The organism is Paenibacillus rubinfantis (genome assembly GCF_001486505.1).
Taxonomy (GTDB): domain Bacteria; phylum Bacillota; class Bacilli; order Paenibacillales; family Paenibacillaceae; genus Fontibacillus; species Fontibacillus rubinfantis.
In genome coordinates this window covers 586,120-612,552 of record NZ_LN909066.1, presented here as the reverse complement: position 1 = coordinate 612,552, position 26,433 = coordinate 586,120, and the positions used below count along the sequence as shown (strand labels likewise).

26 protein-coding genes and 1 tRNA gene are annotated in these 26,433 nt (G+C 55.7%); 18 read left to right on the top strand and 9 right to left on the bottom strand.

The genetic code is table 11. The annotated features are described in order from the left end of the window. Positions 1-137 precede the first annotated feature (137 nt). A complete protein-coding gene (locus BN3277_RS20310; protein ID WP_082691541.1) occupies positions 138-1,040 on the bottom strand; it encodes a transposase in 903 nt (300 codons plus the stop codon). 358 nt (positions 1,041-1,398) lie between these two features. Here BN3277_RS20310 and BN3277_RS26150 point away from each other — a divergent pair, with 358 nt between their 5' ends. After that, complete coding sequence (locus tag BN3277_RS26150) at positions 1,399-1,698, top strand: tetratricopeptide repeat protein (protein WP_232436478.1); 300 nt, start codon at positions 1,399-1,401, stop codon at positions 1,696-1,698. Between the two features lie 33 nt (positions 1,699-1,731). Beyond that, entirely contained in the window at positions 1,732-2,712 is a 981-nt protein-coding gene (locus tag BN3277_RS26270; RefSeq protein WP_269147773.1) for a L,D-transpeptidase, read from the top strand. A 1-nt stretch (position 2,713) separates the two neighbouring features. Here the strand turns inward: BN3277_RS26270 and BN3277_RS26265 are convergent, their stop codons facing one another. After that, the gene (locus tag BN3277_RS26265; protein WP_262362897.1) at positions 2,714-2,845 is read right to left on the bottom strand and encodes a hypothetical protein; all 132 of its coding nucleotides are present in this window, start codon (positions 2,843-2,845) and stop codon (positions 2,714-2,716) included. Between the two features lie 203 nt (positions 2,846-3,048). Between BN3277_RS26265 and BN3277_RS20300 the strand changes: the two genes are divergently transcribed. The 6 genes from BN3277_RS20300 (at position 3,049) to BN3277_RS20275 (ending at position 9,346) form a co-directional block, all read left to right on the top strand. Further along, positions 3,049-4,143 (top strand): quinone-dependent dihydroorotate dehydrogenase, encoded by a 1,095-nt coding sequence (locus BN3277_RS20300; RefSeq protein WP_059045865.1) that lies wholly within the window; start codon positions 3,049-3,051, stop codon positions 4,141-4,143. A gap of 50 nt (positions 4,144-4,193) precedes the next feature. Further along, positions 4,194-5,009, top strand: a complete 816-nt coding sequence (locus BN3277_RS20295; protein WP_059045863.1) for a GTP diphosphokinase — start codon at positions 4,194-4,196, stop codon at positions 5,007-5,009. Further along, positions 4,999-5,484 (top strand): DUF309 domain-containing protein, encoded by a 486-nt coding sequence (locus BN3277_RS20290; protein WP_059045862.1) that lies wholly within the window; start codon positions 4,999-5,001, stop codon positions 5,482-5,484. The genes BN3277_RS20295 and BN3277_RS20290 overlap by 11 nt, the downstream gene beginning before the upstream one ends. A gap of 105 nt (positions 5,485-5,589) precedes the next feature. Continuing rightward, positions 5,590-7,140, top strand: a complete 1,551-nt coding sequence (locus tag BN3277_RS20285) for an RsmB/NOP family class I SAM-dependent RNA methyltransferase (RefSeq protein ID WP_059045860.1) — start codon at positions 5,590-5,592, stop codon at positions 7,138-7,140. A 1-nt stretch (position 7,141) separates the two neighbouring features. After that, a complete protein-coding gene (locus tag BN3277_RS20280) occupies positions 7,142-7,921 on the top strand; it encodes a pseudouridine synthase (RefSeq protein ID WP_059045858.1) in 780 nt (259 codons plus the stop codon). Between the two features lie 612 nt (positions 7,922-8,533). Continuing rightward, a complete protein-coding gene (locus BN3277_RS20275) occupies positions 8,534-9,346 on the top strand; it encodes a Cof-type HAD-IIB family hydrolase (RefSeq protein WP_059045856.1) in 813 nt (270 codons plus the stop codon). 65 nt (positions 9,347-9,411) lie between these two features. Here the strand turns inward: BN3277_RS20275 and BN3277_RS20270 are convergent, their stop codons facing one another. The 4 genes from BN3277_RS20270 to BN3277_RS20260 all read right to left on the bottom strand — a co-directional run bounded on the left by BN3277_RS20270 (position 9,412) and on the right by BN3277_RS20260 (position 13,477). Next, positions 9,412-10,692, bottom strand: a complete 1,281-nt coding sequence (locus BN3277_RS20270) for an MFS transporter (protein WP_059045854.1) — start codon at positions 10,690-10,692, stop codon at positions 9,412-9,414. A 136-nt stretch (positions 10,693-10,828) separates the two neighbouring features. Continuing rightward, positions 10,829-11,413, bottom strand: a complete 585-nt coding sequence (locus BN3277_RS20265; RefSeq protein ID WP_059045852.1) for a DUF2087 domain-containing protein — start codon at positions 11,411-11,413, stop codon at positions 10,829-10,831. Positions 11,414-11,556: 143 nt separating this feature from the next. Beyond that, positions 11,557-11,652 carry a sporulation protein YjcZ gene (locus BN3277_RS25840; protein WP_193415011.1) on the bottom strand — a complete coding sequence of 32 codons (96 nt, stop codon included), beginning with the start codon at positions 11,650-11,652 and terminating at the stop codon, positions 11,557-11,559. 118 nt (positions 11,653-11,770) lie between these two features. Continuing rightward, complete coding sequence (locus BN3277_RS20260; RefSeq protein ID WP_082691540.1) at positions 11,771-13,477, bottom strand: RsmF rRNA methyltransferase first C-terminal domain-containing protein; 1,707 nt, start codon at positions 13,475-13,477, stop codon at positions 11,771-11,773. Positions 13,478-13,671: 194 nt separating this feature from the next. On the opposite strand from BN3277_RS20260, the gene BN3277_RS20255 reads away from it, so the two are divergent. Genes BN3277_RS20255 through BN3277_RS20245 form a run of 3 tightly spaced genes read left to right on the top strand, consistent with a single transcriptional unit; the run spans position 13,672 to position 18,171 of the window. Further along, complete coding sequence (locus BN3277_RS20255) at positions 13,672-14,793, top strand: glycosyltransferase family 4 protein (protein WP_059045850.1); 1,122 nt, start codon at positions 13,672-13,674, stop codon at positions 14,791-14,793. A gap of 19 nt (positions 14,794-14,812) precedes the next feature. Beyond that, positions 14,813-16,183, top strand: a complete 1,371-nt coding sequence (locus BN3277_RS20250; RefSeq protein WP_059045847.1) for a metallophosphoesterase family protein — start codon at positions 14,813-14,815, stop codon at positions 16,181-16,183. Further along, positions 16,180-18,171 (top strand): ATP-binding protein, encoded by a 1,992-nt coding sequence (locus BN3277_RS20245; protein ID WP_059045845.1) that lies wholly within the window; start codon positions 16,180-16,182, stop codon positions 18,169-18,171. Before BN3277_RS20250 ends, BN3277_RS20245 begins: the two co-directional genes overlap by 4 nt. 47 nt (positions 18,172-18,218) lie before the next feature. On the opposite strand, the gene BN3277_RS20240 is transcribed toward BN3277_RS20245, so the two are convergent. Further along, positions 18,219-19,265, bottom strand: a complete 1,047-nt coding sequence (locus tag BN3277_RS20240; protein WP_059045842.1) for a YkvI family membrane protein — start codon at positions 19,263-19,265, stop codon at positions 18,219-18,221. 308 nt (positions 19,266-19,573) lie between these two features. On the opposite strand from BN3277_RS20240, the gene BN3277_RS20235 reads away from it, so the two are divergent. The 4 genes from BN3277_RS20235 to BN3277_RS20220 all read left to right on the top strand — a co-directional run bounded on the left by BN3277_RS20235 (position 19,574) and on the right by BN3277_RS20220 (position 21,395). Further along, positions 19,574-20,146, top strand: coding sequence for a xanthine phosphoribosyltransferase (locus BN3277_RS20235; protein WP_059045840.1), 573 nt, complete (start codon positions 19,574-19,576; stop codon positions 20,144-20,146). Positions 20,147-20,248: 102 nt separating this feature from the next. Beyond that, on the top strand, positions 20,249-20,581 hold the full coding sequence (locus BN3277_RS20230; RefSeq protein ID WP_009222820.1) for a hypothetical protein: 333 nt from the start codon (positions 20,249-20,251) through the stop codon (positions 20,579-20,581). Between the two features lie 187 nt (positions 20,582-20,768). Beyond that, positions 20,769-20,984: a hypothetical protein gene (locus BN3277_RS20225; RefSeq protein WP_059045837.1), complete on the top strand. Its 216-nt coding sequence runs from the start codon at positions 20,769-20,771 to the stop codon at positions 20,982-20,984. A 66-nt stretch (positions 20,985-21,050) separates the two neighbouring features. Further along, positions 21,051-21,395, top strand: coding sequence for a carboxymuconolactone decarboxylase family protein (locus BN3277_RS20220; protein ID WP_059045835.1), 345 nt, complete (start codon positions 21,051-21,053; stop codon positions 21,393-21,395). 21 nt (positions 21,396-21,416) lie between these two features. On the opposite strand, the gene BN3277_RS20215 is transcribed toward BN3277_RS20220, so the two are convergent. Then, positions 21,417-21,848, bottom strand: a complete 432-nt coding sequence (locus tag BN3277_RS20215; RefSeq protein ID WP_059045833.1) for a YhjD family protein — start codon at positions 21,846-21,848, stop codon at positions 21,417-21,419. A 162-nt stretch (positions 21,849-22,010) separates the two neighbouring features. Here BN3277_RS20215 and BN3277_RS20210 point away from each other — a divergent pair. The 3 genes from BN3277_RS20210 to BN3277_RS20200 all read left to right on the top strand — a co-directional run bounded on the left by BN3277_RS20210 (position 22,011) and on the right by BN3277_RS20200 (position 24,662). Further along, positions 22,011-22,095: transfer RNA gene (locus tag BN3277_RS20210), tRNA-Leu, on the top strand. Positions 22,096-22,272: 177 nt separating this feature from the next. After that, the gene (locus BN3277_RS20205) at positions 22,273-23,625 is read left to right on the top strand and encodes an alpha/beta hydrolase (protein ID WP_059045830.1); all 1,353 of its coding nucleotides are present in this window, start codon (positions 22,273-22,275) and stop codon (positions 23,623-23,625) included. A gap of 65 nt (positions 23,626-23,690) precedes the next feature. After that, a complete protein-coding gene (locus tag BN3277_RS20200; protein WP_059045828.1) occupies positions 23,691-24,662 on the top strand; it encodes a LacI family DNA-binding transcriptional regulator in 972 nt (323 codons plus the stop codon). A gap of 287 nt (positions 24,663-24,949) precedes the next feature. Here BN3277_RS20200 and BN3277_RS20195 read toward each other — a convergent pair whose 3' ends face one another. Continuing rightward, positions 24,950-26,422 (bottom strand): helix-turn-helix transcriptional regulator, encoded by a 1,473-nt coding sequence (locus tag BN3277_RS20195; protein WP_198342964.1) that lies wholly within the window; start codon positions 26,420-26,422, stop codon positions 24,950-24,952. Positions 26,423-26,433: the final 11 nt, after the last annotated feature.

Below are 26,433 nucleotides of genomic sequence, written 5' to 3'. Positions count from 1 at the left end.
GTCGTGGCTCACTTTGCGCGATTATCCCTTTTGTTCAGGTAGCAGGATGGGGAGTGTCGTGATCCTTTTTAAACACAAATGAGCGCAATCGAGCAAGTTGATTTTGCATGATTTTCCTCTCTATTATGTATGACAAATCAGGCGGCAGCAGCCAAAGGCCGATTAAAATGGCGTCCGATTAGCTGTTGATAGGAGATTGCCGGAAATGCTACGCAGATCCGGAGTAATTCTTGGCGCATTACGGCAATTGTACCGGGCGAACGAAGACGTAGACGCACGGTAAATTCGTTTAGATAAGCTTGGAGATGCTTTTGTCCCAAGGCGACATAGGTGCTTTTCAGCGATACCCACGCTTCTCGGACTACTTTGCGTAAAGGCAAGTACAGGCGGTAAGCTAATGGAAATGACTGCACCACGGCTGTGCGGACATCCACATTCTTATCGATAAATGCGGCGAGCTCGCGACGATTTGCTCTTTCCAAGCTGCCTCTTTTATGCGGTAGTAGGTGGATTTTGACCTGTGCCAGGTCGCCCGACTCCGTCACTGCACAGCCAGCTACGACTGCCGTAACAGGCCGATCCAGGGATGGGCATTGGGATACGGGAGTCCCGTATTGATCGGAGTTCACCTTCACATCCCCACTCAACAACTCCCGAGCATCAAATTCCCCAACGGCATGGCGGATTTTATGCAGCATTAACCAAGCGGTCTTGTAGGTGACACGGATAACCTGGCTCAAGCGCATTGCTGAGATTCCATCAGGTAACAGGAACAGTTCCAGCGCCTGAAACCACTTCAACAGGGGCAGATGCGTTCCTTCAAAAATCGTTCCCACTAAAGGGGACGTCTGATGCCCACATCCTTCACATTCGAACAAGGGGATACGTCGGGAGGTCAGACGACTGCAATAAGTACAGCTGCAGCGCGGACACTTAAAGCCGTATGGCCACTTCATCTTAATTAACGCATCCATGCAGTCCTGTTCAGAACGAAAACGATAGTTGTCAGGTTGAAGAACCGTACCCGCCTTGGCCTCCATTATCAAACCCTCCCATAAAGAGAAGTACAGTACATATGTTCGCTTTTCTAATCAAATTATACCAAACATGTGTTCTTGTTTCAAGCGGAAATCCACTCGATTTTTTGTATTTTTTTCCTGGAACTCCATTCCACTACCTCCTGAACAAAAGGGATAATCCCTACAAAGGGGGCCGCGGAGAACACCCCCCACTCCCCCACCCCCCCGCAGGGAATTTATACCTGAACCACGGGCTCTGTTTGATTAGGTATTAAGTCGCAAAATTGCGGTATTGGTGAATTTTGGGTTAGCATCGCGAACTTTTTTGCCGATATAAGTAATTGATCACGATCTCTCAACTCTCTGGATGGAGGAACCGATGGGGAACTCGGCTTATCTGAAAAAATACGTGGAGAACCACCCGAATAATAAAATGGCTTGGTACCTGCTGGGCAAAGAGTACGAAGCAAACGGTCAAGCAGGCAAAGCCCACTATTGCTATATTCAGGCGGGTAATGTGTACGAAGCGTTTGAATCCAGCAAAATCCCGCTGCCGGAAGAGGTGTTAACCGGCTACAAAGAAGGGCTGATGAAGGAGACGCACCGGCGAGAGAAGCGACGCCGGTTCCTGCGCAAGCTCAGCCTAGCGCTGTTAATCGCGCTGCTGATGTGGATTTAGACAAATCCGGGTATTTTTCGGTGGAAACATCAAGTGGCCTTTAAACGCGATCCCGCCGGGACGCAGGCGGAGGCCGTGGGCGGTTTGCTCGCGCTGCAGCGGCAAACCGCCGTTCCCCCGCTCCATGCCGCGGCGCTAGGCATGGAGCGGGCCGGCGACTGGCTGGTCTGGTCGGAAGACCTGCCCGTCGTGTACGGCTTGGAGCAAAGTCCGGCCGATGGGCGGACGACGCTCCAAGCCTATGATCCCGGCGCGTGCGAGTGCACGCCGCCGGATCCGTCCGCGCTGCAGCAGCGCGCGCGGCAGTGGATTCCACAGCAGGAATCGCTGGGCGTACTCGCCTCGGCGATGATCCATTACAAACAGGCCAAGGGAGCTTGGCCTGAAGGCCTGCAAGACCTGGCCGGGCCGTACCCGGGCAACTGGATCGCCGGGACCGATCCCACGATGGAGCAGGCGTTTGACCCCTTGCTTGCACAGCTCAAAAACAAAGGTTCTGCCGCATCAGGAAATAAGGGTGCGGGAGCTGTGTTAGCGGAGGGGATGGCTCCGGGGCAGCGGCCGTTTTTTGCCGAACCGTATGAAATTATCGTTGATACGAAAGCGCATGTACTGGCGGTGGTCAGTGGGAATGTGTTGATTCGCAGTTATCCGGTTGGGTTGGGCGGCGAGCGTACGCCGGAGGGCACTTTTGCGATTTCGGAAAAGGTGATCAATCCGAACGGAAAAGATAACGGAGAGTTTGGTAGCCGCGGCATGCAGCTGTCGGATACGAATTACGCGATTCATGGGACAAACGAGCCGGACAGCATCGGGAAGGACGAGTCGCTGGGTTGTATCCGGATGGGTAAGAAGGACGTGGAGGAGCTGTTCGATCTCGTTCCGAAGGGAACGAAGGTGAGGATCGGGGAGGGGATTTTGCCGAAGCTGAAAAACGTCCCGGCGGAGCGTTTCGCCTTGGGCGACAGACAGGATCAGACCAATCCCCACCGCACATACCATTGGCTGGACTAGTTTAGGTCACGATCAAAAGGACGGCAGTCACGATGACGAGCGCGGCGACGATGGAAATCGACCAGATGAGCGCTTTCTTGTTGACTTCGTCCTTTTTTTGCTGGAGTGTAGGCGGTTTGCGTTTGGTTGACATGGAACATTTCCCCTCTCTAACCTAGTCTGAAGCGATATTGGAGGTGCTTTCCTTCCTATTGTAACGGCTTTCATTGTAAAATTCCATCACCTTGTTGTATCTTTCACGTACCGCAGAGGTTAAACTTTTCTTTTCCAGCGGAAACGGCTAAACTGATAATAGCAAATTCAAGCAGAGCGTAAGATCGGAGTGAACTGTAAAACGTGTTGTATCGCGCATTGGGAAAGCCGGTGTTCTTCCGGATGGATCCGGAGAATGCCCATCATCTCGTTATCGATGGATTACATACTGCCGCTGCCGTTCCTGGAATGATTCCTCTCTTACGCGGGATGTACGGCGTGCCGGAAACACCGGAGCTGGCGACGAACTTATTTGGAATTCATTTTCCTTCCCCGGTGGGATTAGCCGCCGGTCTTGATAAAAACGCCGACGCGGTACCGGGTTTTTCCGCGATCGGATTCGGCTTCATGGAAGTGGGCACGGTAACGCCGCTGGGGCAACCCGGCAACGACCGACCCCGGTTATTTCGCCTGCCACCTGAGGAGGCGCTGATCAACCGGATGGGATTTAATAACCGCGGGACAGAGGAGATGGCGAAGCGCTTGCGAGCGCTGAAGCACCGTCCGATTCCGATCGCCGTCAACATCGGCAAGAACAAAACAACACCAAACGAAGAAGCCTACCGCGATTATGAAAAATGCATTTCGGCTTTATACGAATACGCTGATTTTTTCGTTGTGAACATCAGTTCACCAAATACCCCGGACCTGCGTAAATTGCAGCATGGCAACGAGCTGGCTTCGCTGCTGACCGCTGTGACGGACCGGATGGCGGAAGAGGCGGAGCGGCACGGCAAATCGAAGGCGGTACTGGTCAAAATAGCGCCGGACGTCAGCTTTGACGAGCTGGAGTTTATGGTCGACACGATTCAAAGTAGCGGGGTGTCCGGTTTGATCGCTACGAATACGACGTTGTCCCGGGAGGGGCTGACGCACAAGAACGCTCTGGAAGCCGGTGGCCTAAGCGGCAAGCCGCTACGCGAGCGGTCAACGGAGATCATTTCCCGCGTCTATCGCCAAACGGGCGGCCGCTTGCCGATTATCGGCTCGGGCGGGATTTTTACGGCGGAAGATGCCTACGCCAAAATCAAGGCTGGCGCCAGCCTGGTTGAAATTTATACCGCGCTGATCTACGAAGGCCCGGAAATCAACCGCAAGCTGCATCGCGGGCTGCGCGAGCTGCTGCGGCGGGACGGCTATCGCCATATTTCCGAGGCGGTTGGGGCGGACCACCGATAAGCGGGCCGGCTTAAAGCCAAGCCGGGGGACTGAAGACAGGAGGCATAAGGATGGACAGTAGAGATTGGGGAACATTTTTGCTTCCATATGAACAAGCCGTAGAGGAGCTAAAGGTCAAATTTAAGACGATGCGCTCCGAACTGAAGAAACGCGAAGAGTATGCACCGATCGAATTCGTGACTGGACGGGTCAAGAAAATATCCAGCATCCTCGATAAGGCGAAACGGTTAAACGTATCTTTGGAGAATCTGGAGACCGGGATTGAGGATATCGCCGGCATCCGGATTATGTGTCAATTCGTGGAGGATATCCGCCGGGTGGCGGAATATATCCGCATGCGTAAGGATCTGAAAGTCCTTTATGAGAAAGACTATATTACCAATTATAAAGACAGCGGGTATCGCAGCTTTCATATGATCGTGGAATATCCTGTACAAACGGCGCTTGGCCAAAAACAAGTGCTGGCCGAAATTCAAATTCGCACGCTGGCGATGAATTTTTGGGCGACCATCGAGCATTCCCTGAATTACAAATACCGGGAAAGCCTGCCGGAAGAGATGCGAGGCCGGCTCAAGAAAGCCGCTGAAGCCGCATTCGTACTCGACAACGAAATGTCCAGCATTCGCCAGGAGATTCTGGTCGCGCAGAAGAGCTTCGAGGATGACTCCAATATCGTATCCTCGGTGCTTGCGTCGATCCATCAGCTTTATTTTTACCACTTGGTATCGGAAGCGATTGAAGCCCAGGAGCGGTTTAACCGGCTATGGGAGGCGAAGGACTTCGAGGGGTTAAAGCAGCTGATGGGCGAAGTGAAAAACCTCATCAAGCAGCATAAAAAAGTGGAGGAGCCCGGGGATGAGCTATGAGCCGCTGTTTGTGGCGTATCTAGTATACTTCAATCGGGATCGTGACTACTTCGAGTGCCACGAGGTTCTAGAGGAGCTGTGGCTGGCGCGAGGGCATGATCCGCTGTATAAAGGACTGCTGCAGATCGCCGTTGGCTTGTTCCATGCGCGGCGCGGTAATTTGTCCGGGGGGCGGAAAATGCTGCGTTCGGCCTTGGAGCGTTTGTCACCGTATTCGGAGCAGACTCTGGGAATTGACCTTGGCAAGCTGCGCCGGGAAACCGAAGAGTACCTGAGTGCGATAGCGGAGGGGAAAGAGCAGGCTTTTGCTTACTACGATCTAACGATCCGTTTGCGGGATCCGGAGCTAATCCGTACGGTAGAGGCGGCTTCGGAGCAGATGGCTCCAAATCTCCCGCAGCGGCGGACGCCGCAACGGGGAGAAAAGCATGAGGAACGGGAGCAGAAGCTCGCGCTACGAAAAAACCAACAGTAAGGCTGAAATCGGCCCGTCCCCCGGTGCAGGGAGACGGGCGTTTTGCGATAAGTTGCGATCGGAAGCGATCATACTACCAGAAATAAAAGAATGGATGGGACAGGCATGGCGGTACAACCACCAAAGGTTTTTTTGGAGCGTATGCAGGAGCTGTTGGGACAAGAGGAGTATGCGGCTTTTGTGGCTTCTTATGACAATCCCCGGTTTGCGGGAATTCGCGTCAATACGCTGAAAATCGATCCTGCTGCATTCAGGGAAGCCGTGCCGTTTGAATTGCGGCCGATTCCTTGGTGCCCAACGGGATACTACGTCGAGGACCAAGTGAAACCGGGCAAACACCCGTATTATCATGCCGGGTTGTATTACATCCAAGAGCCAAGCGCCATGGCGCCGGTGGAGCTGCTGGACGTAACCCCCGGGGAGCGGGTACTTGATCTCTGCGCGGCCCCGGGCGGGAAGTCGACGCAAATCGCGGCGAAGCTGCAGGGCAGCGGGATGCTGGTAACCAACGATATTAACGTGGAGCGGACCAAAGCTTTGGCCAAAAATATCGAGCTTTACGGCGTACGCAACGCAGTCGTGCTGGCGGAGTCGCCGGAGCGGATCGCGCGGGCGTTTCCGTATTTTTTTGATAAAATCCTGATCGATGCACCTTGCTCCGGCGAAGGTATGTTCCGGAAGGATGAGGATATGGCCCGGCTCTGGGAACCGGAATGGGTGCAAAAATATGCCGGCATGCAGCGGGAGATCTTGAAATCGGCGGCGGCTTTGCTGGCGCCGGGCGGGAGAATTGTGTACTCCACTTGCACGTTTGCGCCGGAAGAGAATGAAGCGAGCATTGCCGAGTTCCTATTGGAGCATCCGGAGTTCCGGGTGGTACCGCTGGAGCCCGATTCCTGCATCTCCCCCGGACGGCCGGAGTGGCTGACGTGGTTGGCCGAGCGAGGGGAAGGCCGGAGCTATCCGCCGGAAGTCGGGGCGCAAACCGCTGGCTGCGGCCGTCTATGGCCGCATAAGGTGGAGGGCGAGGGGCATTTTCTCGCCGTGCTGGAGCGGCAGGGGGAAGGAACGGCCCGGCCCTGGGAGTTGGCCGAAGTCTTGGATAACTCCCCTACGGAAAGGGACGGGGGATCTCGCGGGAAACGGGATGCCCGTCATCAGACATCGCGGTCTCGCTCCGGCGCTGGACGGGATCCGAAAGCCGTAAACGAGCAGGAGATCCTGGAGAGCTGGCGCGTTTTTGCCCAGGAACAGCTTCAGGCGGCGGAGCTGCCGGGGGAACCGCTGCTATTTGGCGGCAACGTCTACCTGTCCCCGTTGGCTAAAGAGCGGCTGGACGGCTTAAAGGTCGTGCGCCCCGGTTGGTACGTCGGGACCGTAAAGAACGGGCGATTGACGCCCGGACAACCTTTAGCGACAGCGTTGTCTCCAGTGGAGGCGGCTCGGGTCTTGGATTTGGCCGCTTCGGACGGCGAGGCGGTCCGGTATCTAAAAGGAGAAACCCTGCAGGTCGAAGCGGAGCGAATTCGCTGCCGGGAGGACGTAAACCCGAAAGGATACGTATTGGTCACAGTGGACGGCTATTCGCTGGGCTGGGGGAAATGGCAGGATGGGTTGTTGAAGAATGAATATCCCGCTGGCTGGAGGTGGACGTAACATGAGCACCGGCAAGAAAACGCAACGCTTAGATAAAATCCTGGGTCATCTCGGGTATGGGACCCGATCGGAGATCAAAAAATACGTCAAACAAGGCCAGGTTGCGATAAACGGTACGGTTGTCAAGGACAGCGGCCTTCAATGCGATCCCGTGGCCGATGTGGTGGAGCTGGATGGGGAGCGGATCTTTTATCGTGAGTTCGTATATTTGATGTTGCATAAGCCACCCGGCGTCATTTCGGCCACCGAGGATGCGCGGGAAAAAACCGTCTTGGATCTGCTCCCGGACGATTTCCGAGTGTTCTCGCCGTTCCCTGTGGGACGGCTGGACAAAGACACGGAGGGTCTGCTGCTGTTGACCAACGACGGCCAGTTGGCGCATGATCTGCTATCCCCGCGTAAGCACGTCCCCAAAACGTACGAGGCCGTTGTCCTCGGCCATGTCGGCGACGAGGAAGCCGCCCGGTTCCGGGACGGCGTTGAGCTGGACGACGGCTACGTCACCTTACCCGCCAGCCTGAACGTGCTGGAGCACGGCGCCGAAGCAGATGGAACCCGCATCTCGCGGATCAAACTGACCATCTCGGAGGGGAAGTTCCATCAGGTCAAGCGGATGTTCGAATCCGTTGGCTCGCGGGTCACTTACCTGAAGCGCCTGTCGATGGGCCCGCTCGTCCTCGACGAGAGCTTGCCGCTTGGCGCTTTCCGCGAGCTGACCGAGTCCGAACTGGAGTCGCTGCGTACGTACAAAAGTCCAGGTGTCGTCAAAAGTAGTAATTAACGCATTGTTCTACCGTAAGCAAATCCCGAAGGGAGAGCGTTGGGTCAGCAGACATGAGGCCAAGAAGCACGTAGTAGCCCAGAACAAGCCAGCGGTTTGTGCAAGAGTGAGCAAATCCCGAAGGGAGAGCGTTGGGTTAGCAGGCATGAGGCCAAGAAGCACGTAGTAGCCCAGAACAAACCAGCGGTTCGCACAAGAGTGAGCGAATCCCAAAGGGAGAGCGCTTACTGGCACGGAGTTGAAGGAAAAAGAGCCCTCACGTTGCAGTTTTCGTCAGTGGCAGGCAGGAGCGCCTCAAGTAGAGCGTGCCCGAAGGGCGACAAGCGGCTCAGAGCACGGAGGTCAGCCCGGGTGCGCCGACCGAAGCAGAGTTGAGCAGCACGGTTTCCAGGTGACCCGGGAGCGCTTAAAGTAAGACGTACCCGAAGGGGGAAAAGCGTTCCACGAGCCAACCTAAGCGATTCCCCAAAGGGGAGAGTGTGCAGGAGCGCCTCTGTGCCTCCCACGTTCCTCCCCTTTGCGGGAGACCAGAGGGCAGCAGGCCCTCGGGCCCCCTCCCTTACGGTAAGGGAGGGATGGGGAGGGTTGAGACAGAAAGGAGAACACCAACAAATGAAATACAAACTGATCGCTTTAGATGTAGACGGCACGCTACTCACGGATGACCACGTGCTGACGCCGGGAACGATCGAAACGATCCGGGCCATCGCGGAGCAAGGCACGGAGTTCGTGTTGTGCACGGGCCGCGCGCCGCGGAGCTCGATTCCTTATATGCGGGAGCTTGGACTGGAAGGCTACGTCATTTGTCATAACGGAGCGGCGACGGTGGACGTGCGAACGGAGGAAATCGTTCATGAGTTCGCATTAAATCCGCACGGATTGGAGCCGTATATGGAATATTGCCGGAAGAACAACGTCCATTTTGACGTGAATACGACGTTTGCGCTGTATGTGGAAAATGCGGCAGGGCTCACCAAGGAGGCGCTGGACATGTACCACCAATTCCTGATGGAGCCGGAGGATATGCCGGGCTGGGCGGATTTTAGCAAGCCGATTGTTAAGTTTACCGCCGCCGGCGAAATGGACCAGCTGGATCGCGTGTATGCAGATTGGAGCCAGTGGACGCAGGAGTTTAATATGCTGCGCAGCGGTGATTTTTTCATCGATTTGATGCATAAAGAGGCGTCGAAAGGGGCGGCCTTGCAGAAGCTGGCCGAAAAGCGCGGAATCCCGGCCGAAAACGTGATGGCGATCGGGAATTATTATAACGACTTAACGATGCTTACCTATGCGGGGTTAGGTGTCGCGATGGACAATTCCCCGCTTGAGGTGAAAGCGGCAGCTAATGCTGTGACGGCCACGAATAACGAGGAAGGCGTAAAGCTTGCCTTAGAAAAATACGTTTTGGAATCGCAGCTCCGTTAAGAGATAAAAGCCCAATAAGCCGAACCCTAAAAAGGGGCTCGGCTTTTTTGCTGTCTTAAAAAGAGTCAGTCCAACGTGATGCGGGACGGCTCGGCGGGGGTCTGAGAGCGGACAGCCTTTACGCGGTGCAGCAGCCAGGTAAGGCTAAGGGCAAAGCCTAGCAGGGCAAGGAATGTTCCGCCGGCAAGCCCCAAGGTTCTGGGCGTCACGGCTTCCAACAGAAACCCGGAAACGAGCATGGCGACGCCCATCACGGTATTTTGCAAGGTGGTGAGGCCGCCGAAGAACCGGCCCCGCCATTCGTCTGGAATCAGTTGCATTAGGACCGTTTCGTTGCAGGCGTTGCCGACGCTGGTGATGACTGCGGATACGGCCAGCAGCAACACGAGCAGGAGGAACGAAGGCGATTGGCTGCTGAGCACTTGAAAGATCCCTTCGAGCCCCAGGGCAAGGACGGCAGCTGTCCGCATATGACGGGCCATTTTGCCGGCGAGACCCGAACCGATCAGCATCCCGGCCCCCAGCGCCCCATATAGCAGCCCGATTCCGATATCACCCATATGGAACACTTCGGCGGCGTAGACGCTGATCAGCACGTTAAAGATTCCATCCCCAATCGGCCAAACGGCGAAGACGATCAGCATGATCTGCAGAAAGAAGGATTGGGTGATCAGTTGGCGGAGTACGCTGGTTTGGCGGAGCGCGCGCGCCGGTGACGGTGTTTGCGTTGGTGTCAACTCAACGGCTGTCCCCTCGGCATCTGCCGGTCGTCCGGCGAGATCTAGCCGAAGGAGCAGCACGCCGGACACCAGGAAGGATAAGGCGTTAAGCACGAAGGACACCTGCCCGCCCACAGCGGCGGCAAGGATACCGCCTGTAACAGAGCCGCCGATCAGCACGAAGCCAACCATCGCCTGTTCCAGGCTGTTCACCGTGAGCAGGTTTTTCCGGTGGACGAGCCGGGGAATCAGCGACATACGGGACGGGGCGTAGATGGCTTCCCCAGCGGACAAGGCAAACGCGCTCACATAGATGATCCAGACGTCGCCGGAATCGCGAACCAGGAGCGGCGTTAACGCAAAGAACAGCCGAACGGCGTCGGTGATGAGCATGATCGTTTTTTTGGAAAAGCGGTCGGCGAGCAGCCCGCCCAGCGGCCCGAAGACGAAGTACGGAAATAGGCGGACTGCAAAGGTGATGCCGATGGCCAGGCCCGAGCCAGTTAGCGACAAAAGCAAGCCGAGAACGGCAACTTGGCTAAAACGGTCACCGATGCCGTTGACCAGCCCGGCGGCAAACAGACGGCGGTAAGAACGTTCCTGGCGCAAAACCTGCAGGGAATTCATCTCTGTAGACAACTCCTTATCATAAAAGAAATAACATATCTATCTAATTAAACAAACATCTAATTTGATGGGTGAAAAAAGAGCAACCAGGCAAGCATGAGGCCTCGTTGCTTAGCGGGATTAGGCTAAGGTCCGATCAGGAGGAGCTCTTGCCCCAGAGCTCCGGCGGATTCAGCTCGTAGATATCATTTTCCCGGTACATAAAATGGTTCATGATAAACTCGCGGCGGATCGTAGCGTAATCTTCGTGGAAGTTCCGAATGTATTCGTTGATTTCTTTCTCCGTATACTTGCGGTGCGGCTCCAGGCCTTTGATCAAGCGTTCAAGCACGATCAGCTTCTTCTTGCGTTGGGCAGGCAGATGCTTTAGGGTGCCGTCCCTGTAGAAGAAGTTATCTTGAATCGCAGCTTTACGTGCCGCTTCCTCGTGTTTGTCCTCAGCCTCCGGGAGCGCTTTGCCGATTTTCAGGATCGCTTGGGCTTGGAGGGTGAGGCTTTTTTCGTTCAGATAAAAATAAATCGTATTCTTATCGCGGCGTTCATATACCAAATCGGCTTCCCTTAGCTTGGTCATATGATGCGTAATTGTCGGCGGCGTAACGCCAAGTTTCCCGGCGAGCGCCTGGCCGTGCAAAGGGCCGTTCTGTAGCAATGCGATGATGCGGATGCGGGTCACATCGCCTACCGCTTTATGAAAATTGACCAACCGATCCAACTGCATATTTATCCCTCACTAATTCGATAATTGTTTAATTAGTTGATCGTATTATTCCATGAATCGGTTTTCCCTGTCAAGGGTGACATAAAAAAGAGCGGCGGAATCCGCAGGGGATCCCAGCCGCTTACTGCAGGCCTGTTATGACATTAAACCAGAAGGGTACGGGAAACGATAACGAGCAAGATGAACAGCACCAAAATAGCTCCCGTCGAAGTGAAGCCTCCTCCGTAGATTTCACCCATTGTTATTCCTCCCTTGCGTCAGGATAGGTTTCCCGTTGATCACGAGATAGTGTATTGTATGCCGCTTGGGAGGGCGCGGACTGGACGAATGTCCAAATTTGGCAGATTGGGCGGGATATTAATGCCGCAGGCCTTTGGGCAGGTGGTTTTTCAGCTGTCCGCCGCTGGCTTTGCCCCAGCCAAGCGGGTACTGACCCTCGCCGCAGACGAGGGTCACCAGGTGCCAGCCGCGCAAGTCGGCGGGCACCTCCAGCGTCTCGCCGCGCAGGTAAGCGGCGGCGAGAGGCGAATCCTCGCCCAGCGTCCACAGACGCGGGGCGGCTTCGGCTGCGCTGAGCGCCATAGCCAGCGCATGGGCGGGTTCGAACCGGCCTTTGCGGACGTCGCCGAGGTGCAGCCCGGCGCGCGGGACTTTCAGGCCGGTCAGGTGGTCCGGCGTCAGCGCCAAGNGCGGGTACTGACCCTCGCCGCAGACGAGGGTCACCAGGTGCCAGCCGCGCAAGTCGGCGGGCACCTCCAGCGTCTCGCCGCGCAGGTAAGCGGCGGCGAGAGGCGAATCCTCGCCCAGCGTCCACAGACGCGGGGCGGCTTCGGCTGCGCTGAGCGCCATAGCCAGCGCATGGGCGGGTTCGAACCGGCCTTTGCGGACGTCGCCGAGGTGCAGCCCGGCGCGCGGGACTTTCAGGCCGGTCAGGTGGTCCGGCGTCAGCGCCAAGCCGCCGCTAGCCGGCAGCAGATACAGCGCCTCGCCGAACAGGAGCGGGGTGCCGCCAGCAGGAAGCGCGATGGCGGGCAGCTCGTCCGCCGCCCAGGCGCGGAAGCTGTCCAAAGCCGCCGCGGCGCTGCGTTCCGCTTGGCCGGAGCGTCCGCCGCGTCCGCCGCGTCCGTATTCCCGCTCGCGTCCGGCGCGTCCGGTGTGGGGGAGTCGACTGGCTGGGATGGTGGCTGTCGCGCCGCTCTTTTCCTCATTATCCCGTTCAATCAGGGCGACGTAATGGCCTTCCCCCTGTTCACGCTGCGGCCAGATCCGCTTCTCAGCAATCAGCCGCAGGAACGGATACGTTGCCAGCAAACGGGCGATCGTGTCTTCGTTCTCGCGACGGTTAAACGTGCAGGTGGAGTAGGCAAGCCGTCCGCCGGGCTTCAGCATCGTTACCGCGTCCTGCAGGATGTCCCACTGCCGGGCGGCGCAGAGCTCCACCGCCTCCGGCGACCACTCGCGAATCGCCTCGGGATCCTTCCGGAACATCCCTTCCCCCGAGCAAGGGGCATCCAGCATGATCCGGTCAAAAGCGAGCGGGAAACGGGCCGACAGCGCGGGCGGTGCCGCTTGCGTCACGACGGCGTTGCGGATGCCCAGCCGCTCTACGTTCTCCGCCAGAATGCGCGCGCGCTGCGGGTGGATCTCGTTGCTAATCAGCAGGCCTTGTCCGGCCATTTTTGCGGCGATTTGGGTTGTTTTGCCGCCGGGAGCAGCCGCTAGATCCAGCACCGTTTGACCGGGCTTGGGGTCCAGCAGCTCCACGGCGGACATCGCCGACGGCTCCTGAATATAATAGAGTCCGGCAGCATGGTAGGGATGTTTGCCCGGCCGGGTCGATTCCTCGTAATAATAGCCCGTCCCGCACCAAGGCACCGGACGCAAAGCGAACCGCTCCGCCAGCTGATCTGCTGCCGAAGAGGCTGGGTTGATTTTTAACGTGTTCAGTCTTAATCCATAAGCACGAGGCGCGTCATAGCTCGCCAGAAACGCCTCCGCTTCGGCCGGGCCGAGCAGGGCTGTCACCGCTTCAAGGTAAGCGGCAGGCAGGGTTGGAATGGTCATGCTTTGTTGCTCCTTCCGAATAAGAAAAACGCCATCGGAGGCCAGTTCATCTGTACCTCATCTGTACCTCAGAAGTTTAACATATCGCTTTTTATTCTCAAAAGGGGAATGGATGTTCCTTCCTGCCTATGGCATAATGGAAAAAGAAGCGGACTTTTCGCAAAATCGTAAACGACATGCAAAGGAGAACCTCAATGAAACTGCTGCAGGCTTTATTTTTTCCGCCGGAACAGCCCGGTGGCGTCTCGTCGATGATTCCGTACCTGCAAGAACGGTTTAATCCTCCTCATTGGGAGATGGAGTTGTTTTCTCTGCCGAAACGGATCCGTTCAAAGGGGAGCGATCCCGTTATTTTCCATACTTTTGATTGGCAGCAATACGGGGACAGCCCCATTGTGCAAAAATACGTGCAAACCTATCGCGACTACTTATGGTGGACCAAGCTGCGGTTGAAGCAGCCATTTGATCTCATTCATGCCCATCATCCGATCGCGGGGCTGGCGATGAAGGAAGTTTTTCCGCAGACCCCGGTGATCCAAAGCATTCACTCCAGTTATGAAAAAGAGCTCATTTTGAACGGCCGCATCCGGGAGAACGGGCCCGAGCACCGATTCCTGACCTCGTTGTACCGCGAGCTGGAGCATCGTGCTGACCGGCTGTATACCGTATCGCAATCTTTTGCCGATTATTTGGCGCCGTACGTAAGTGATCCCGCGGCTATCGGCGTAATTCCCAACGGGTTTGACGAGAAGCGGTTTAAGCCGATTCCCCATGACAATGAAGTCGCCCAGCTGGTTACCGTCTGCCGCCTTGTGCCGGCCAAAGGGCTGGATATGCTGCTGCATGCCTGCGCGGAGCTGAAAAAGCGCGGCCACAACTATGTGCTCCACATTATCGGCGACGGCCCGATCCGCCAGGAGTTGGAGCAACTGGCTCAGCGATTGGGGATTTACGATGAGACGATTTTTTACGGGTACACGCTGCATCCGGAGGAATTTATGCCCTTCTTCGATATTTTTGTACTGCCGTCTCGGGCGGAAGCATTTGGCTCCGTGTTTGCCGAAGCCGCGCTCTGCAGCCTTGCGCTTGTGGGAACTCAGGTTGGCGGAATCGCCGAGCAGATCGAGGACGGTGTAAACGGACTGCTGGTGCCGCCGGAAGACGCCGAAGCCTTGGCTATGGCGCTTGAGAAAGTGATCGTGGATCCGGATTACCGTTACCAACTGGCCCGCAGCGGGTCGGAGAAGGCCAAAGCCCAATACTCGCTGAACCGGGTTGTGCATGAGCTGAAAAAGTTGTACCTGCAATTCAAATAAGGAAAGAGTTGTTGCTCGGATGAAAGCTTTTCGATTTCTTCACGCAGCCGATTTGCATCTGGATACCCCCTTCTCGGGCATGTCCGGCGTGCCGGATCGGCTGCGCGGGTTATTGCGGGAATCTACCTTCGCCGCATTTGACCAGTTGATCAAGGTGGCGATCGAGGAAGCCGTCGATTTCGTCGTTATCAGCGGCGATATTTACGACGCTTCGGACTCTTCACTACGCGCGCAGCTGCGCCTACGTGAGGGCTGGGACAAGCTGGGGGAGCACGGCATTCCGGTGTATCTGATTCGGGGCAACCATGACCCCTTGTCCAGCCGGAGGCTCCGGTTGGCGCTGCCCGGACATGTTTACGAGTTTGGCTCCCAAGCGGAAAGCGTGACGGCCGTAAGGCGCAGCGACGGAGAGCCGGTGGCGGTGCTGACCGGGGTGTCCTATCCGACCCCTGCGGTGCATGACAACTTGGCTTTACAGTATCGGCGAGAGCCGGGCTCGGCGCTTTACCATATTGGGTTGCTGCATGGCAATGTGGACGGCCAGGAGGGGCATGACGCTTACGCGCCGTGCTCGCTTCGCGATCTTCAGGCGTCGGGGTATGACTACTGGGCGCTAGGTCATATCCATAAACGAGAGATTCTTTGCGAGTCGCCGTGGGTTGTGTACCCCGGCAACATTCAAGGCCGCAGTTTGAAGGAGACCGGCCCAAAGGGCTGTTATCTAGTGGAAGTGGCGGAGAACGGGGAGGCCGAGTTATCGTTTCGGCGTCTCGATCAGGTGCTGTGGCTGGAGAGCCGTCTGACGATCGACGGGATCGCTACGGAAGAGGCGTTGAAGATGAGCTTGGAAGAGCGGCTGGACGAACTGAGGGAAGCCGAACCCGGCCGCATTACGGTGGCTCGGTTTACCTTTATCGGGCGCGGGCCGCTGCACGGGCTGCTTCAGTCGGGGGCGGAAGTGGCCGAGCTGTTGCAGGAGCTGCGGCGTAAGGAAATCGCGCGCTTCGAGGCTGCGGGCCTGGGTTCTTCCGATGTGGAGCGTCTAGGGCTGGGCGAAGGCATCGTTTGGCTGGCGGGGTTCAAGCTGGAAACCCGCATGGAGCTGGACCGCGAGGGGGTGTTGGCGGAGGACAGCTTCTTAGGTGAGCTTTTTCGGTTGGCTAAGCGGACGTCGGCTGCCTCCGAACAGGTGGAGGAGCTGGTAGATACCGCGCTGGCATCGCTCTCGGACAACCGTCAGCTGCGGCGTTTGTTGCAGGGGTTGAACCCGGAAGCCAAACAGGAGCTGGTGCGCCGAGCCGAGGAACTGGCGGCGTCCATGCTTCATGAGGATACGCCGCTATCGTCCCCATCGCCGCCATCGTTGCGGGAAGGGGGAGGTGCTTCATGAAGCTGGAACGGATGCAAATCAGCGGCTTTGGCCGACTGAACGGGCTGGACGTGGAGTTGCCCGGTCAGGTCACGGTGCTGTACGGTCCCAATGAGGCGGGAAAAAGCACGCTGCTTGGCTTTGTCCGGGCGATGCTGTTCGGCATCCCGACCCGGGCGCAGGCGGCGGAGCGGTATGAACCGCTGCGGGGCGGCGCGCACGGTGGGGCGCTGACGATCCTGGGCGACGACGGGACGCGCTGGATGATCGAGCGCTACGCGCAGCCGCCGGAGGGGCTCAATTTGCCCGGTACGCGCGGCGACCGGCTGCGAATCACGCGCAGCGACGTGCGCGGGGAAGTGCAGGAAGTATCGCAGGAGGAGATGCAGCGGGAGCTGCTCGGCGGGTTGTCCAAGGCGATGTTTAAGCAGTTGTTCGCCGTAACGCTAACCGAGCTGCAGGAAGTAGGGGCGTTGCAGTCGGAGGAGCTGAGCCGCTACTTGTTCCACGCCGGGATCGGCGGCGGGGCTGCGGTGCTGCGCGGGGAGAAACGCTTGGTCCAGGAAATGGACAAGCTGTATCGGCCGCGCGGGCGGACGCAGGAAATCGCCCAGCTCCTTCAGGCGGTGGAGCGGCTGGAGCGCGAGGCCGAGACGGCCAAGGCGCTGTTGCCGCGGTACAACGACGTGCTGGAGGAGCTGGAGCGGCTGGCGGCGCAGTTGGCGGAAGCCCTCGGTCAGGCCGCCGCCGTCCGGGACGAGCTTGCGGCCGCGGGGCGGGAGTTGTCCCGGCGCGAAGCTGCCTTTGACGAGTTGGCCGGGGAATGGGAAGCGTGGCTAAGCGAGCGAAGCTTATCCCCTGATCTATCCCCGGAAGCGGCGTCAGATGTGTTCCGCCTGGCAGAACAAGGCCGGGAGTGGCTAGCTCGCGTGGAGGGTTTGGCAGCCAAGATGGCTGCGCTGCGTGCGGAGAACGAGCGGTTTGAACAGGAGTGCTTGGCTTATGGAGACCATGCTTCTCCCAACCAGGCCGCTGCGGTTCTGCGAGCGGCTTTAGCTCAGCTGGATAGCGCGCTCGATATGAAAAGTCGGCAGGACCAGCTATCCGCTCAGCTGTTCCCGCTGGAGGAGGAAGGGCGGCGCTTGGACGACCGCCTGCAGCAGATGCTTGAATCGGAACAAGCGCTGCTTGCCGAAGCCGATGCCGCAGACGGCGAGGAGCTGTTGCGCCTGGACGCCGCATGTGAGCGGCGTGAGGCTTTGGAGCGTGAGCTGCGCCAAGTGGAGCTGATGCTGTTCGCTGGATTGGATGAAGTGAAGCGGAACGAGCTGGAGGAGATCCTGCAAACGACGGAGGAATCGGAGCTTCGGGAGCGACTAGAACAGTCGGAGCAGGATTTACGGCAAGCGGAAGCGCTGCTGGGGCAACTGCAAGAGAAACGAGGACGATTGCTGCAGGAGCAGGAAAGTTTAGCTGCCCGTTGTCAGCGGGACGATCTGGTGCAGCAGCTCGAGGAGCAGCGGGCGGCCCTGCGTGATCGTTTCGACCAGTATGCGGTTATGGCCGTGTGCCACGAGCTGATCGGTCGCGCGCGCCGGGTTTATGAGGAGGAGCGCCAGCCGGCGGTGCTGCAAGCAGCGTCCGGTTACTTCGCGGAAATGACCGGCGGCACCTACCGGCGGATCGTCATGAAAATGGGCACCCAGGAGCTGATGGCCGAGCATGCGGAACTGGGGCCGCTCGAAAGCTCGCTCCTTAGCCGAGGGACGGCGGAGCAGTTGTATCTGTCGATGCGGTTGGCTTTATCCGAAGCGGTATCGGGGCAAACTCCGCTGCCGCTATTGCTGGATGACCTGTTCGTCAATTTTGACGAAGGCCGCCTGGAAGGCGCTTTGTCGGTACTGCGGACGGTTGCAGATCGCCAGCAGATTTTGATGATGACGTGCCATGAGCATGTCGTCCGGCATGTCCAAAAACTATTGCCGGCTGCAAACATCGTCCGGATGTAGGCGACGACAAGTCAACAAAGGCGGCAAACGCCTAGAACCCCCGGGGCTTAGCCCCCGGGGGTCTCTTTTCGTCGATACATTCCCAGCATCAGCGCCCACAACAAACTAAACAGGCCAAACACAGGATACAGTACGGACAGCAAGGAACTGAAGCCGAATTGGCTGGTGATATAACAGATGCACAGAATCGTGACGGAAATCAACATTGGCGGGACTTTGATCCGCTGCTGCAACTGGAGGGTAACGCCATACACATCGGCGACGAAGGTGCTGAAGATCTCCATGAAAATAAGTAGGACATAAATCAGCTGAATGGTTGTACCCAGCTGCTGGGCAATGCTGCCCATCGGGATTTCGTATTGCACGATCCCCGGCATATAAGCGGACAAGGCAAAATGCCCCGCCATTAACATAAAACCAACGCCTAGCCCGCCGAGAATACCGCCTAAGACAATGACGCGACGGCTTTCGGTATGGCTGCCGATCGGCACAAGCACCGCTTGGGCCATGGAAAGGTTGAAGGCTGAATACATCAGCGGCGATGCCCAGGCCGCGATCAGCGCAGTATCCGTCTCCAGCGTCAAGAAGCGAGTGGCACCCGGCGTACCGGCGGTATTCGTAATGATAGCGAGCGAGAGGATCAGCATCATTGGCACAACGATGGAGTTCAACTGCAACACCCCGTTGATTCCCCGGCCTAACAGCAGATAGGTACAAATCAAGGTGATCCATAGGCCTGTCTGATAATGAAGCCCCAAGTGTTCCATAAACACGGAGCCGGCCCCCGCTAACATCACACTATTCACACCGATCAGCACAATTAAGGTAAACAAACTAAGCGCCCTGCCGATCCGTTCACCGAACAGGCGGCGGTTCAAGTCCTCGTAAGAAGCAGCTTTGATGTCGCGAGCAAGCAGCATCATTTTGGTTCCGAGCCATACGAAGAGCAGCGTCGACAAAAGGATCGTCAACACGCCCCATTTGCCGTACCGGGTGAAAAACTGCAGAATCTCCTGTCCTGTCGCGAAACCGGCGCCCACGACCGTGCCGATATAGGTGAAAGCGATCTGCAGAACTTTTACGGCATTTTTCATGGTTTTCCCCCCGGTTCTTGTGCTATATATAGTACAAGGTATGTTGTCCAAGAACGGGACATGACTTAAACCTAATAAGGTCGTCCAAAAAGTCGTCTTTCGATTACGGAGTAGATGCTATGGAGCTTATTCGACGTCGAATCTTGAATTCAGCCGGGCCTTCCGTTGCTCACGTAGCTTCCAGCTACGCTGTGCTACTCAGTCCCTAGCTTCATCCAACCTTCTCGGCACTCGAAACCCACCTTTTTGGACCTTTATTGAACGGTCGTCCCCAAATTTATAGATCATGAGCTTTGGAGGAAAATGATATGGAGTTGTTAAAACAAAAGATTGTGGAGCAAGGGGTTATCGTCTCGGAGCAAGTGCTGAAGCTGGACGGATTGCTAAACCATCAGGTGGATCCGCAGCTAACGATGCAGATGGGCAAGGAGTTTGCCAAACGGTTCAGCGATCAAGGCGTCACCCGCGTCATTACGGTGGAGTCGTCGGGAATCGCCGTGGCGTTTGCTACCGCTTATGAGCTGGGCGTGCCGCTCGTATTTGCGCGTCGGAAGAAAACGCTGTTGGCCGAGCCGGACATGCTGTGTGAACGGGTTCCCTCGTTTACAAAAGGCATCGTAACGGACATCTTGGTATCGCGTGATTTTCTTGGGGAGAACGACCGGGTGTTGTTTATCGATGACATTATCGCCAACGGCGATGCAGCGCGAGGCTTAATCAAAATTATCGCCCGATCCGGCGCGGAACTGGTGGGAGCAGGGATTGTGATCGAGAAGTGCTTCCAGCCCGGGGCCCAGGCCATTCGCGAGCAAGGGATTCGGCTCGAGACGCTGGCGCGTATCGCCTCGCTGGAGGGCGGACAAATTACGTTTGCCGACTAGGGACAAATAGGCGAAGAAAATGCAGCCAAATTTCGGTTAATCCTTTGCAGGCCCCCTTTTTTTCGCTATAATGAGGATTACTAGGGAGAGGAGGCTTAAAGAATGGGGAAAGAATTGGCAGTAGACGCGGAGTTTTTTCTTTCGAAATTGTCCGAAGCGAAGGTAACTTTTGAACGTGCCCTGGATTGCAAACATACCGAGTTTGATGACCTTTATCCCTATATGCTTGAACATCCTCAGTTTTTCTGGTACAAACGCTATGTAGCATGGTCGCAATTGTTGACGATAGCCGGGCTGTGCCAAGAGCTCGATGTGCCCTGGAAGGAACAGTTCAGTCCGCAACAAGTAGGGTATTTGGAACAAAGAGTCATGTCGGCGAAAGTGCTTGATTTCTGGTTCGAAACGAATGACAGCCGGGAGCACGCTTCCCGATAATCGGTTAACGAGCAAGACCCGCGAGCGGCCTGATGGATATCCGGTACCGCACCGGTTGTTTGAAGCATTCCATTGTCATCGAAGTCCCGCCGGTTCTCCGGCGGGGCTTTTTCTGTATGACATGTGATCCGAAAGATGGACGAGAACCGCAACTATTGTATAATGAATCCCAGGAGGTGGGGATCCGATGATCTCGGACGAAACATTAGACCAATACCGGCTGTCCGGCGAAAAAGTACGCGTCGTTCGCGACGGCATTCCGGAGAACGACGTGCGGGGGATCGTGGTGGCTTGGGACGACGCGCATGTGTTAATCCGCAGACCCAACCGCAACGTGGTCAAGCTGGATCGTAACTACATTTACCAGCCTGCGAAAGAGCCTAGGATTTCGCCGGTGGATTAAGCATATTTTTGACCGGGCGGGACATCGTATAAGTGCATATATAAATGCCACGAAAGGATGTTTCGCATGCCGCTGGTCAGCGAGAAGATAAGAGCTTATAAAGACGAAATTAACCGATTTGGGGAAGCCCTGCCAAAGGTGACGGATGCGTACCATTCGTTTACCGGGGAAAGCCTCTCGGACGGTTCGCTGGATGCCAAGACGAAGCAGTTGATCGCCCTTGGGATCGCCCTATCGACGAACAACGAAATTTGTACGTTCTACCATGCTGAAGAGGCAAGGTCCAAAGGGGCAAGCGATGCGGAAATACTCGAGACGGTCGCCGTCGCTTCGGCTGCCTTAGCCGGGAACGCGTTATCCCAAGGAGTTACCCGGGTGCAGGAGGCTTTGACTGTCCCGCCTGTTCAATAAACTTTCCCAGAGAAGGGAACCTTAAGGAAGGGATTGGGCCTTGAGGTTCCCTTTTTCCGTGCGTTCCCTCCGGGACGGACCCGGCGCTGGGGCGCTTCCGTTCAAGTAAGCGCGCATCCGGGAGGACACCTCTCGCTGCAGGCCGGCCCACAAGATCCGCATCTTCCCGCGATATCCCCGGCAGCGGTATTCCGCTTGGATGCCGTTCTCGTCCTGGTGGATTCGTTCAATTTGGATATTCCGCTCACGAAACTTGCCGTGAATTTCCGAAAGGACCAGCGCCACACGGTGCTCGCCGCCGTGAATCAGCTCAACGTAGGCCTCGGGGCTCTTCAGCAGTCCGCTTTGTTCGAGAATTCGGGCGTCCCGCTGAAATACCTTTTGCAAAAAACCAAGCAGCAGCGCACTCTTAATCAGCGCCAGTTCCTCTTCCTTGATGCCGGGAACGGCCATAAGTCAACACCTCTTTATACGAACTTATGTTCCTATCATACCCCAGCTTCCTGTTTTTAATCAAGCGCGTTCCTTGAAAGTTTTGCATTGACTTCTCTATGCTGGACGTGGTAAGATTTATCTTGTCGCTGCAAAAAGCAATTTTTGTACGATACTCAATATGCGGTCGTGGCGGAATTGGCAGACGCGCACGGTTCAGGTCCGTGTGGGCTAACCCCCCGTGGAGGTTCGAGTCCTCTCGACCGCATCGATGTTCACGAAGAAGAGCTCTTGATTTACCTAATGGTGAATCGGGAGCTCTTTTTTTTGTTCATTTTTGCAGGGGATCGCGTTGACAAATCGCTTGGTATCGATTTAACTTAAACGTATAAGTTATAATCATTAAACGTTTAAGCTAAAAAATCTGTCGAGGGGATGATTACGAATGGGAGCGAAAATCATCACGCTTGCTAACGTGTATTCTAAGCTTTTGGACATTTCGCGGGAGGTTTATGTCTATTTACCCCCTTCTTATGAGAAAGCGAAGAACCGTCGTTACCCGGTGTTATATGCGCAAGATGGACAGCATATGTTTGCATCCGACGCGAAGGGGGATTCGTGGGAGATGCACCAAACGGCGGAGCGGCTAAGCCGGGAAGGCCGGATGAATGAAGTGATCATCGTAGCGGTTTCGTCCATTTCGGATCAACGGGCTGCGGAATATTTTCATGATCATCCAGGGGTTCGAGAAGCTTTCCATACAACCTGCAAGGGGGAGTTGTACGAAAGGTTTCTCATCGAGGAGCTGAAGCCGATGATCGACAACAAGTTTCGTACTTTGCCCGATCGGGAGCATACGGCGATGATCGGTTCGTCCGCGGGGGGACTTGTCTCGTATCATATAGCGTTTCGCCGGCCGGACGTATTTGGCCAAGTGGCGATCCTATCGCCTTTCCTGGTGCAGACGGTGGTAAATGAGCCAGAGGATGGTACGAGTAAGCAAGAACCAGTTTACGAACAAAAATTATACCACTCCTACCCAGTAAAACCGCCAGGATTACGCGTTTGGGTTGATATCGGCGGGGCGGAAGGGCTTATCATGCCTCGTCAAGTCCGGATATTTGTAGATGAACTCATCGCAAGCGGCTTTACGCCCGGCGAGGATTTGATGTTTTTGCTTGATGAGGAGGCCGGCCATGCTCAGACGGATTGGGCAAAACGGCTGCACAACCCGCTGCTGTATCTGTTTGGCGAGATCGGACACCCTCGCAGCTTGAAGCTAGCCGGGAGAGGGCGAGTGGGGCTGCAAGGACACCGGGTTTGGTTATATCCGAAGGTGACCTATGACACGGGCTTCGAAATAAGCTTACTCCAGGCGGAGTATACGGTGGCCCCTCCGGAAGTGCTGGGGGTTGGTTCCGACGGCTTGATCGTTCCGTTAGCGGAAGGAGAGGCCGAAATAGCGGTGAACTTTGGCGGTCTTGCCGATTCGATGCGCATTGAGGTCATCCCGGAGCTATCCGATCACGTTCAGATTGAAATCAGCGTGACTGTTCCTCCGTCGACCCCGGCGGATGCCCGAATCCATGCGGGATTCGAAATCCCGAAAGTCCGGGACGGGTTTTATCAGGGAAGCTTTTTGCTGCCCAGAGATCTGGGGTTTGAAGTGAAGGTCTCGCGGGGCTTTGGCTTCCATGAGCGAAGGGAAACGAGCCGCCGCTTCGACACCTCCGAGCCGGTTCGCTTGCATTTCATCGTAGAAGAGTGGGAGGATGACCCATTTGAGAAAAAGGGATGAGCGTTTGCCATCCGGGATATGGTATCATCCTATCAGAGTGTTAGTGAATCGATGAGGTGTTGGATGTGAAAAAAGCAACGATGAAGGACATCGCCCGTGAAGCGAAGGTTTCGGTGGCGACGGTCAGCTATATTTTGAATAACGTGGATAACCAGAAAATTTCGGAAGAAACGCGCTGCCGCGTGTTGGAAGCCGCAAATAAGCTGAATTATATCCCCAGTCTTGCGGCCCGTTCGCTGGTCCGGGGGAAGTCCGGCATGGTGGCTTTGCTGTTCAGCCGCAGCGAGCAGGATGGGTTATGGAAGCAGCTGTATGATGGGAGGCTGGCCGAACGGGTGGAAGCGCTCTGCAAGCAAGCAGGTTATCACCTGCTCGTGCTGGGGATGGACGCCGAACGGCCAAATCCGGAAATCATCCGGCAACGGGAGGTGGATGGGGTGCTGTTGGTCGGTGTAAAGCAGGATCTATTTCGGGATATCTCCATCCACTTCAGCTTCGGAGTACCGATCGTGCTGCTCGACACCCATATCGACGATCCGCTGTTCCATAAGGTTGTGATGGATTACCGACAGGCGTTCACCTTATGGAGGGAGCAATCGGCGGGTAGAAACGGACGGCGCTTTCTGGTGCTGGACGATCTCACCAACGAAGGTACGATAAAGACGATTGTTGATGAAGCACAACTTGAAGAGGACTCGATTTTTGTGCTGACCGCCGATCATGTGGACCAACTGCCCGAGTTTCTGGCGCGGTTTCAAGGGGGCTGCGGAATCGTGATAAACGAGTTTGTAGGGATGTTCGTGGCGAACGCCTCTCGAGAGCTGGAGCTGGAACTGACCGTCCTCTGTACGAGCGGTTGTCCTGAACTGCTGCCTCCGGAGGTCCACAAGCTAACATGTGAGGAGAACCGGGGACAGGTTGAGGTTGCTTTTGAGATCATGCAATTTTATATCGAATCCAGGGATAAGGCCTCCTCAAAAGGGAGCCCCAATACCGAAGCAGGGTATGAAGAGTATGTTTCGATTCCGCTGCAGTAAGCGAGGTTCTAACACGAATGTGCGAACTTACGGACGGACATGTATCTTAGAAGATATACTAACAAACGTTTGGTGGACCGGGGAACCGTCCGCACGACGATCGCTGAGAAGCAGTACCTTTACACGCCGCTTTACATGATTATCCCCTTTGGTCAGGGAAAAAGGAAGGGAGATGGGAGAGCTGTGCCTCCTATCTCCCTTCCTGATTATACGGGATAATCACCAAAAGCCTCGGACAGCGAGAGTTGTCACCGCTGCCAGCTGGAAGGTCGCTCCAAATAGACGCCTTACACTACCTCCGCCAATTGCTTCAGGATAGCGTAAGCCTTTTCGTCACTTTCCTTGGCCTGGTGAATCAACTGCACAGTTTGTCTTCGCACATCCGATTGGGCAAACTGATGCATTTGAGCCTCTCCGCGTTCCCAGCCCCCTAGAACCTCAAATAGCTTGGCGTGGAGTTCATAGACAGCCATGAAGTGTTTGGCGGCTTGCTCAAAAAGCGATTTGTGCTCAGGGTATTGCTCGGCGGCTTTGTTCAGGAACACGGCAGCTTGATATCTTCCGTCGAGAAGACAATCGATGGCATCGTCATGCGTGAACAGTCTCTCGGCCAGGAGGGGTAATACCAAACCGTCAGAGAAATCTTTGTCGTTAGCGACAGCCTTCATCCATGCGTCATAAGCAAGCAACCCCTTGGCATAGTTGCCGTGTTTACGTCCTGTCATCGCCTCTACGGCATGACCGATCATCGTATTTAGATTTGCTTTGTTGCCGTCTCCCGGTTCAAGCGACATGACAGCCAATGTTTCGGGGTTGTCCCACCAGTGCTCCGTAACGAAATAACCGGAATCGTCAAACGTGATGCTGCCGCTAAACTCGGAGTTGTTCTGGAAGAAGTTCCATCCTAATAAAGTTTCGCCATCGTTCCGATATCCCGTAATGATGCAAGCCTCTGGCGGACCGATGATCCCTAGGGCAATCACAGGGTTCCCTTTGTTAATCTGATTTTTAATAAAGGAGATAAACGCTGATTTTGGGGTGTCTTTCTCTCTCCATAAGATTTGAAAGTGACAGCCGAGAGCTTCAATGCCTTGTCGAAACACCCGGACAGGGTCATCATAAGTGAAGATCGCGTCTACATTTCCTAAATTCCAACCTGTCTCATCCCACGTTAATCGAAAAGCCGCTCCGCTTGCCGCCATCACATAGTCATAACTGACGTCGATGCCGATATAGTTAGCACATGCTTTCAGACAGCACGGAAACGGCGTCAACGATTCGGGGCCATATTGGACTTGGGGTACGCCTAAAAGGATAGCTTCATCTTGATCAAGTCTGGGGGTCTCCATGTGGTTTCCACCTCTCGTCAAAGGATCATTTAATATAGGCAGTTCAATTCCATAGCAGCTAGCACACAATCTCGTTCTTTTGACCGTGATTTTCCTTTTTCTGAATTCAGTTGGGGTTACTCCCACAATCCTCCGGAACGCTCGGGTAAATGAATCAGGATTGTCCAAACCATATTCGCTCCCGATGTGAAGGAAGGATTTGTCGGTATAAGCGCATTCAAAGGCAGCGTTGGCTATTTTGCGTTCAAGGACATAACGGGAGAGAGATTTATTCATTTGACACGCAAATAACTCACGAAGATAGGGGAGAGAATACCCGGTTGTTTTCGTTAATTCATCATAGTCGATTTTCCCTTTAACTCGTGTTTCCACATATGAAAGAATCGCATTGATAAATGAAAATGGTTCCATCGGCACCTCTT